This is a genomic window from Aeromicrobium alkaliterrae (genome assembly GCF_039529015.1).
GTDB classification, from domain to species: Bacteria; Actinomycetota; Actinomycetes; order Propionibacteriales; family Nocardioidaceae; genus Aeromicrobium; species Aeromicrobium alkaliterrae.
In genome coordinates this window covers 986,814-995,154 of sequence record NZ_BAAAME010000002.1, presented here as the reverse complement: position 1 = coordinate 995,154, position 8,341 = coordinate 986,814, and the positions used below count along the sequence as shown (strand labels likewise).

Below are 8,341 nucleotides of genomic sequence, written 5' to 3'. Positions count from 1 at the left end.
GGTCGGCTCCATCAGGTCGCGCCAGCCGTCGTCGGTCCCTGCGGCCCGCGCCGCGTCGGACGGGCAGATCGTCGCGCCGGCCGCTCGCCCGGCCAGGAGCTCCAGGATCGTGCGCTCGAGCCCCTGGTCGTCGTCGCTCACGCCGCGGCGCCGGCAGGCGGTGCTGCAGTAGCGCACCGAATCCCAGTCGCGCTCCCACTTCTTGCGCCACTCGATCCGGCGCCCGCACGACGCACAGGTCTTGGCCGGGGGAGTCATCCCAGCAGTGTCCCCGGTGTGGGGTCGTTCGGCCCGTCGAGAGGTCCACCGAAGGGGTGTCCGGAGCGCAACTCCTGTGACGGACGTGACGGGTGTGACTCGTCACGGTCGGGGCGCGGCGCGCTGACCTGCGCAAACGCGGCAGCGCTGAATCCTGTCGGCGCGTCGCAGGAAGATGCTTGCGCGGGATGGTGTTGACCACGTACGGTAGCCACTACATCTGGGACTTACACGCGTGTAGTTCTCCACATGTAGGTGCACAGCCCAGGCGGTGTTACCCACATGACAGGGCCGTTGGTCCACACGTCGTCCCCAGGTTCATCCCCAGCCAGTCGCTCGTCACCAGCCTTGAGGAGGCCCGACATGCACTGTCCGTTCTGCAAGAACACCGACACCCGAGTGCTCGACAGCCGGGTCGCCGACGAGGGTGGCTCGATCCGTCGTCGTCGCACCTGCTCGTCCTGCGAGAAGCGCTTCACGACGATCGAGCAGATGCAGCTGATGGTCGTGAAGCGGTCGGGGGCCACCGAGCCCTTCGCCCGTGAGAAGGCCGTCGCCGGCGTCCGCAAGGCCTGCAAGGGCCGCCCGGTCTCCGACGACGACCTCGCCCGCCTGGGCCAGCGTGTCGAGGACACGCTGCGCTCCTCGGGCTGCGCCGAGATCGAGGCCCACCAGGTGGGCCTCGCCGTTCTCGAACCCCTGAAGGAGCTCGACGAGGTCGCGTACCTGCGCTTCGCGAGCGTCTACAAGGCCTTCGACTCCGCCGACGACTTCGCCGCGGAGATCGCCAGCCTCATGTCCCGGTCGGCCGACGGCGAGCTCGCCGAAGAAGCGGCCACCCGCACCGCACCGTAGGTCTCGGAGCGGCACCCGTCGTGGTGTCGACCCCACAGCAACGCCGCAGTTCAGCACGCAGCAGCACCCGCACGCAGCAGCCATCACCCTCATCGCATCAGGAGCACCCATGACGGAGACCGTCAGCGGATCCACCGGATCCCACCGCAAGAACGCCTCGAAGGCCGGCGCCGGCCTCAAGATCGAGCGCGTCTACACGACCGAGGGCGTGCACCCCTACGACGCCGTCACCTGGGAGCGTCGCGACGTCGTCCAGACCAACTGGAAGACCGGCGAGAACGTCTTCGAGCAGCGCGGCGTCGAGTTCCCCGACACCTGGAGCGTCAACGCCTCCACGATCGTCACCACGAAGTACTTCCGTGGCGCTGTCGGCTCGGCCGAGCGCGAGCAGAGCCTCAAGCAGCTCCTCGACCGCGTCGTCCTCACGTACGTGAAGGCCGGCAAGGAGCACGGCTACTTCGCCTCCGACGCCGACGCCGAGGTCTTCGAGCACGAGCTCACCCACATGCTGCTGCACCAGGTGTTCAGCTTCAACAGCCCCGTCTGGTTCAACGTCGGCACGTCCAGCCCGCAGCAGGTCAGCGCCTGCTTCATCCTGGCCGTCGACGACTCGATGGACTCGATCCTGAACTGGTACCGCGAGGAGGGCCTGATCTTCAAGGGTGGATCGGGCGCCGGCCTCAACCTGTCGCGCATCCGCTCGAGCAAGGAGCTGCTCCGCTCCTCGGGTGGCACCGCCTCGGGCCCCGTCTCCTTCATGCGTGGCGCCGACGCCTCCGCCGGCACCATCAAGTCCGGTGGCGCCACGCGCCGCGCGGCCAAGATGGTCGTCCTGGACGTCGACCACCCCGACATCGTCGAGTTCGTCGAGACCAAGGAGAAGGAGGAGGAGAAGATCCGCGTCCTGCGCGACGCCGGCTTCGACATGGACCTCGGTGGCTCCGACATCACCTCGGTGCAGTACCAGAACGCCAACAACTCGGTCCGCGTCAACGACGAGTTCATGCGCGCCGTCGAGGAGAAGACCGCGTTCGGCCTGCGTGGCCGCATGACCGGTGAGGTCATCGAGGAGATCGACGCCGTCGAGCTGTGGGACAAGATCGCCAAGGCCGCGTGGGCCTGCGCCGATCCGGGCATCCAGTACGACTCGACGATCAACGACTGGCACACGACGCCGGAGGCGGGCCGCATCACGGCCTCCAACCCGTGCTCGGAGTACATGCACCTCGACAACTCGAGCTGCAACCTCGCCAGCCTGAACCTGATGAAGTTCCTCAACGAGGACGGCTCGTTCGGCGTCGAGAAGTTCGTCAAGAGCGTCGAGCTCATCATCACCGCGATGGACATCTCGATCTGCTTCGCCGACTTCCCGACCGACCCGATCGGTGAGACCACGCGGGCCTACCGCCAGCTCGGCATCGGCTACGCCAACCTCGGCGCTCTGCTGATGGCCTCGGGCCTGGCGTACGACTCCGACGGTGGCCGCGCGCTGGCCGGCTCCATCACCTCGCTGATGACCGGTACCTCGTACCGTCGTTCGGCCGAGCTCGCCGGCATCGTCGGCGCCTACGACGGCTACGCGCAGAACGCTGCCCCGCACACGCGGGTCATGCGCAAGCACCTCGCCGCGAACGACGACATCCGCACGCTGCACACGATGGACATCGCGGTGCACCGCGAGGCCACCAAGCAGTGGGCCGACAACCTCAAGATCGGTGAGAAGAACGGCTGGCGCAACGCCCAGGCCTCGGTCCTGGCGCCCACCGGCACGATCGGCTTCATGATGGACTGCGACACGACCGGCATCGAGCCGGACTTCTCGCTGGTCAAGTTCAAGAAGCTCGTCGGCGGCGGCTCGATGCAGGTCGTCAACCAGACGGTCCCGGCCGCGCTCACCAAGCTCGGCTACACCAACGAGACCATCGAGGCGATCGTCGAGTTCATCGGCGAGCACGGCCACGTCATCGACGCCCCCGGCCTGAAGACCGAGCACTACGAGGTCTTCGACTGCGCGGTCGGCGAGCGGGCCATCAAGCCGATGGGCCACGTGCGCATGATGGCGGCGGCCCAGCCATTCCTGTCCGGCGCCATCTCCAAGACGGTCAACATGCCGGAGACCTCCTCGGTCGAGGAGATCGCCGACGTCTACTACCAGGGCTGGAAGCTCGGCCTGAAGGCGCTCGCGGTCTACCGCGACAACTGCAAGGTCGGCCAGCCGCTGTCCAGCCAGAAGTCGCAGGACGACAAGACCAGCGCGTCGGCCGAGGCCGCCACCGAGGTCAAGACGGTCGTCGTCGAGAAGCCGATCCGTCGTCGCCTGCCGAAGTCGCGCGCCTCGATCACCACGAGCTTCAGCGTCGGTGGCGCCGAGGGCTACATGACCTCGGGTGCGCACGAGAGCGGCGAGCTGGGCGAGGTCTTCCTCAAGCTCGGCAAGCAGGGCTCGACGCTGGCGGGTGTCATGGACGCCTTCAGCATCGCGACCTCGATCGGCCTGCAGTACGGCGTGCCGCTGGAGACCTTCGTCAGCAAGTTCACCAACCTGAAGTTCGAGCCCGCCGGTCTGACCGACGACTCGGACGTCCGGATGGCGCAGTCGATCATGGACTACGTGTTCCGTCGCCTGGCGCTGGACTACCTGGACTTCGACACCCGCTCGGCCCTCGGCATCTTCTCGGCCGACGAGCGTCAGCGTCACCTCGACACCGGCTCGTACCAGCCCATCAACGACGGCAGCACCGCCGCCGAGCTGGTCGAGACGCCCGTCGAGACGCTCCCGAAGGCTGAGGCCGCTCCGGCTGCCGAGGTCGTCGTCGAGGACGCCGCCAAGGCCGCTCCGTCGCAGGCGCACACCTCGGCCGAGCTCCTCGAGGTCATCACCGGCTCCGCGGTCGACTCGCCCCTGTGCATGACCTGCGGCACCAAGATGCGCCCCGCCGGCTCGTGCCACGTGTGCGAGGGCTGCGGCTCCACCAGCGGCTGCAGCTGAGCTAGCTGACGAAGACGGGCCCCACCGAAACCGGTGGGGCCCTTCTTCGTTGTTGATGAACTAGGCCGAGAGAAACTCGCCATATCGAGTTTGGAGACGTGCGAGATCGGGCCGAGCCGAGCGAGACCGGGGAAGCTTCATGAGCGGGCGGTCGTGCATGTCCTGCAGTCCGTGGCGCAGCATCGGACCATCGACTTCATCGAGGATGTCCTGACGAATATGCAGAGTCAGAGTGTCGGGCCTGATGCCGAGGATCTTGCTGTCGAAAGCTGCGTGGTGGATCTTGCACATCGCGAGCCCGTTCGGCACTACTGGCTCGCCGTCGGGGTGGCCATCAGCGATGATGTGCGCAGCATCGAGTAGCTGGCTGTGGCCGAGATTGCACACAGCACACCGGGACTCGTAGGCCAACATCACCTGGGTTCGGAAGACGCGCTGGTGCAGACGCACTTTCGTCAGCCGCTCCATATACATCCGGTAGTCCGGGTCTGCGGCTCCAGCGTCGCCGAAGTGCCGCTGGGCGTGGTCGAGGGCAAGCGTGAATTCGAGCTCCTGGGGTGCATCGCCGACGACCCACACTGGATAAATTGGTTCGAACGAGCCGGACGCGACACCAACGAACCACATGATCGGGAGCTTCGAACTGAAGGCCCGTCGTAGTGCGACATTTTCCGGATGGTTTGGGTCGGACCCCCGATACTTGTACCTCTGCAGACCGTCAGGTCCCACTGAGTCCGCGTAGGGCGGCACCTGCCCCGGAGGGGTGAACGTCGTTCGAATTGCGAGGGCGGCGTCCATGCCGGCAGGCTTCCGGATCCCTCTTTGGCGATCCATGAGTGGAATCCGCTGACCGCCGTACTCGAAGCTCGAGAGCCACCCAAAGTCGACGCGTTCACTCGGTCGCTGATCTAGCCACGCCATTGCTGCGCGCCTCAGGAGAAGGCTCTCGGCAACGCTCACGCCAGCATGCTCCCACGGGACAACTCGGCCTCGGTGGATTTCTCATCGATGTAGCCCGCCCAGAGGTGATCGCGTGCCCGCGTCATGGCTACGTAGATCTCTCGGCGGTAGAGGCTGCGGCGCTCTTCGTAGGACGAATCAGTTTCATTGACCTGTCGTGGCAGCTCGCGGTGGAGCGCAGGGAGGTAGACGTGCGAAAACTCGAGGCCCTTGGCTCGCTTGATAGTGCCAACCTTCACAGCCTCGATCGTGACTCCGGCATAGTCGGTCAGGGAAACGGTGGGGATTCCGCGCAGCCGTAGAAGCGCCATCATCTGGCGGGCTTCTCGCGTGGTGCGAGTCAATGCCGCCATGTTGCCCCAGTTGGTTCCATCTGCGTGCGCAGTGGTCATGTCGTCAATCGCCATGGAGGACAAGGTCTTGCCATCCGGTCCGCTGAGCACCGTCGGCTTCCCGCCAACCCGGGTAGAGGTGCCCTCCAGGCGGTCTTCAACGGTGCCTTCGATGTCAAGGACTGCGTCGTCAGCTACGAGGGCGCTGGCCGTGGCGAGAATCTGTGCTGTGTTGCGGTAGTTCTCTCGCAGGACGTGAGCGCGACCCGCCACATTGATTCCAGCTTCGCTAAGAGTGAAGCCGCCGGGGTAGACCGACTGCCGACTGTCGCCAAGGAGCAACATGCGATTCGGGCCGTCGCCCGAAAGCACGTCGAGAAACTGCAAAGAGATCAGGTTGAGGTCTTGAACCTCGTCAACGATGACTCCGGCATACTGAAACAAGCTGGGATAGCGGCGCACGGCCTCACGTGCCCGCAGGATCAGATCGTTGAAGTCGCCTGTGCCGCGCAAGCCGAGTTGCTCCTCGTACGCCAGGTAGAGGTCCCACATGCGCTCGCGATCGGCGGAGCGGAGAGGAGTCTTTCGGCCGATGCGATGGAGGTCTCGATACTGCTCGAAGCCGGTGAGCCCGCGCCCCTTGATGACGTAGTCAATTTCTTCCTTCCAGTACATCGGCGAGTGGTTCGCGATCGATGTCGAGTGTTTGAGCTCGCTCCGAGACCAGGCCAGACCGAATGCCGTGTCTACCTTCGCCGAGTCGATGTGAACGTGTTCTCCGGCCTTCTGAAGGCATTCAGCTGCGAGCTGGTGGACTCCGACGAAATGAATATTGTGACTCGCAGGCTCCGAGACGATTCGTGCCAACTCGGCAAAGACCCGAGGGAGAGTCCTGACGAAGGAGGCGAAGATGATCGGATGTGGCGATCTCAGAGCGTGATAGGTGGCTCGGTGAAGGCCGACGACTGTTTTACCTGTGCCGGCTGGCCCTCTGACGCGAGCCGGCCCAGTCCAATGAGTCCGTGTGAGGCGGACTTGCTCGGGATGCAGGAATGTCATCCAAGACTCGATGGGCTCGGTCAGCTCGGCGTCGAGAAGCGCCTTCACAAGCTCGTCGATTCCCGGGAGCACGTCCTGAATGTCAGCAGCAGTTTCGGCGCGCCGATGCCGAGCCGCCGGTCGGCGCGTCGGCGGCGTTGCCTCCATTGCCGGACAGATCTCGGCTACGCCCGAGGAGACCGCGCTCGCCTGCTCGACCGAGAATCGACGAGGCAGTCGAGTGATCCACTCGATGAGCTCAGTCGCGCCCAGAAGTCTGACGGCACGCGCGGCGGCATCTACAGAGTGCGCGGTGAATGCCCACACGACCCCGATGGCAGTCGAAGTTAGGCCGAGGTGTTCGAGTCCCTCCGCCAGAGCGTCGACGAGACGGTCAGCGTTATCGAGATCGTCGGCGCACGAATCCTGGCCGCGATAGACCATGCCATCACGGACCTGCACTTCGGACCACGACTTCGCATCAACGACGAGCAGGCCCCCAGGCCCGACCAGGATGAAGTCCACGTTTGCCCGCCGGGAGTGAGGCCAGAGCCTGTCCTCGAAAACGTGCCATCCCAATTCGGCAAGGGCACGGAGGGCCGGCGCAAGTCCCGCTTCTGATGAGGCGGCTGCAAGGTAGTTGCGCGACTTGATTCGCATTGATTCGGCCAGCTCAAAGAGGGCATCGGCCTCCTCCGAAAGCCGGCTGCCCTCCCGGAGCGCTGAGTCTCCTGCTGCCATGACGGGTCTCCCTCCCGTTGGCAGATTTCTAGCAGGGGAGTAGGTCAGGTGTCTCGGTTTTGAGGTCAAGAGCAACGGTGCGTCCCGACTGCCGACTCCGAGATTCCTGGTGGTCGAGGTCGGATGCGTCATCGCGGCACGTGACGAGGACTGAGTCGAGCGTTGGTTCACCGACGCTCTCGAGATCGTCGTTGGTGGGCCGAACGGGGCCGCAGATAGGCCTTGACGCAAATGAGTTGCGCACAACCCAATTGCGTGCAATGCTTTCTTCATGTCCACCGCTCGCCTCGACGACCAGCTCTGCTTCGCGCTGTACGCCGCGTCGCGGCGGCTGACGACGGCCTACCGCACCACGCTGACCGAGCTCGGTCTCACGTATCCGCAGTACCTCGCACTGATGGTGCTGTGGGAGTCCGATGGCGTGACGCTGTCCGAGCTGGGGGAGCGCCTCAGCCTCGACAGCGGCACGCTCTCGCCCCTCGTGAAGCGGCTCCAGGTGCAGGGCCTCGTCGAGCGCCGCAGCTCCACCGAGGACGAGCGACGCGTGCACGTGCACCTGACCGACACCGGCCGCGCGATGAGCGCCGAGGTCGGTCGGCTCCAGCAGTGCGTCGTCGACGCGATCGACCTCGATGCCGACGAGTTCGTCGCGCTGCGTGCACTGGCCCGACGCGTCGCCCACCTCGAACCCACTCCGTCCTGATCCGAACCTGCACGACCAACCGAAGGAGAACCGCATGACCACGCTCTACACCGCAGAAGCCCTCGCGACCGGAGGTGGCCGCGACGGCCACGTCCGCACCGGCGACGGCATCCTCGACCTGGACCTCGCCGTCCCCGAGGGCATGGGTGGCAAGGGTGGCGCCGCCAACCCGGAGCTGCTCTTCGCAGCCGGCTACTCCGCGTGCTTCCACGGCGCGCTTCAGGCCGTCGCCCGCGCCGAGAAGGCGCAGCTGGGCGACTCCTCGGTCGGTGCCAAGGTCTCGATCGGCCCGAACGGCGAGGGCGGCTTCCTGCTCTCGGTCAAGCTCGAGGTCGTCATCCCCGACCTGCCGCACGACGAGGCACAGGCCCTGGCCGACAAGGCCCACCAGGTCTGCCCGTACTCCAACGCCACGCGCGGCAACATCGAGGTCGAGGTCACCGTCGTCGACGACTGATCAACCCC

General features: G+C 65.7%; 7 protein-coding genes. 4 read left to right on the top strand and 3 right to left on the bottom strand.

Features of this window, described 5'->3' with window-relative positions:
- Positions 1 to 258, bottom strand: a 258-nt coding sequence (locus ABD127_RS06010) for a DUF2256 domain-containing protein (protein ID WP_344198765.1), incomplete at its 3' end; no start/stop codon positions are given.
- A 363-nt stretch (positions 259 to 621) separates the two neighbouring features.
- Between ABD127_RS06010 and nrdR the strand changes: the two genes are divergently transcribed.
- Together nrdR and ABD127_RS06000 are read left to right on the top strand one after the other, a co-directional pair.
- Entirely contained in the window at positions 622 to 1,113 is a 492-nt protein-coding gene (gene nrdR / locus ABD127_RS06005; RefSeq protein ID WP_344198763.1) for a transcriptional regulator NrdR, read from the top strand.
- Between the two features lie 109 nt (positions 1,114 to 1,222).
- Positions 1,223 to 4,102: a vitamin B12-dependent ribonucleotide reductase gene (locus tag ABD127_RS06000; RefSeq protein ID WP_344198761.1), complete on the top strand. Its 2,880-nt coding sequence runs from the start codon at positions 1,223 to 1,225 to the stop codon at positions 4,100 to 4,102.
- Positions 4,103 to 4,162: 60 nt separating this feature from the next.
- Here ABD127_RS06000 and ABD127_RS05995 read toward each other — a convergent pair whose 3' ends face one another.
- Both ABD127_RS05995 and ABD127_RS05990 read right to left on the bottom strand, forming a co-directional pair.
- Positions 4,163 to 4,900: an HNH endonuclease gene (locus tag ABD127_RS05995; RefSeq protein ID WP_344198759.1), complete on the bottom strand. Its 738-nt coding sequence runs from the start codon at positions 4,898 to 4,900 to the stop codon at positions 4,163 to 4,165.
- 158 nt (positions 4,901 to 5,058) lie between these two features.
- Positions 5,059 to 7,173 carry a nuclease-related domain-containing DEAD/DEAH box helicase gene (locus tag ABD127_RS05990; protein ID WP_344198757.1) on the bottom strand — a complete coding sequence of 705 codons (2,115 nt, stop codon included), beginning with the start codon at positions 7,171 to 7,173 and terminating at the stop codon, positions 5,059 to 5,061.
- Positions 7,174 to 7,444: 271 nt separating this feature from the next.
- On the opposite strand from ABD127_RS05990, the gene ABD127_RS05985 reads away from it, so the two are divergent.
- Both ABD127_RS05985 and ABD127_RS05980 read left to right on the top strand, forming a co-directional pair.
- Entirely contained in the window at positions 7,445 to 7,876 is a 432-nt protein-coding gene (locus tag ABD127_RS05985; protein WP_344198755.1) for a MarR family winged helix-turn-helix transcriptional regulator, read from the top strand.
- A gap of 34 nt (positions 7,877 to 7,910) precedes the next feature.
- The gene (locus tag ABD127_RS05980) at positions 7,911 to 8,333 is read left to right on the top strand and encodes an organic hydroperoxide resistance protein (RefSeq protein WP_344198753.1); all 423 of its coding nucleotides are present in this window, start codon (positions 7,911 to 7,913) and stop codon (positions 8,331 to 8,333) included.
- Positions 8,334 to 8,341: the final 8 nt, after the last annotated feature.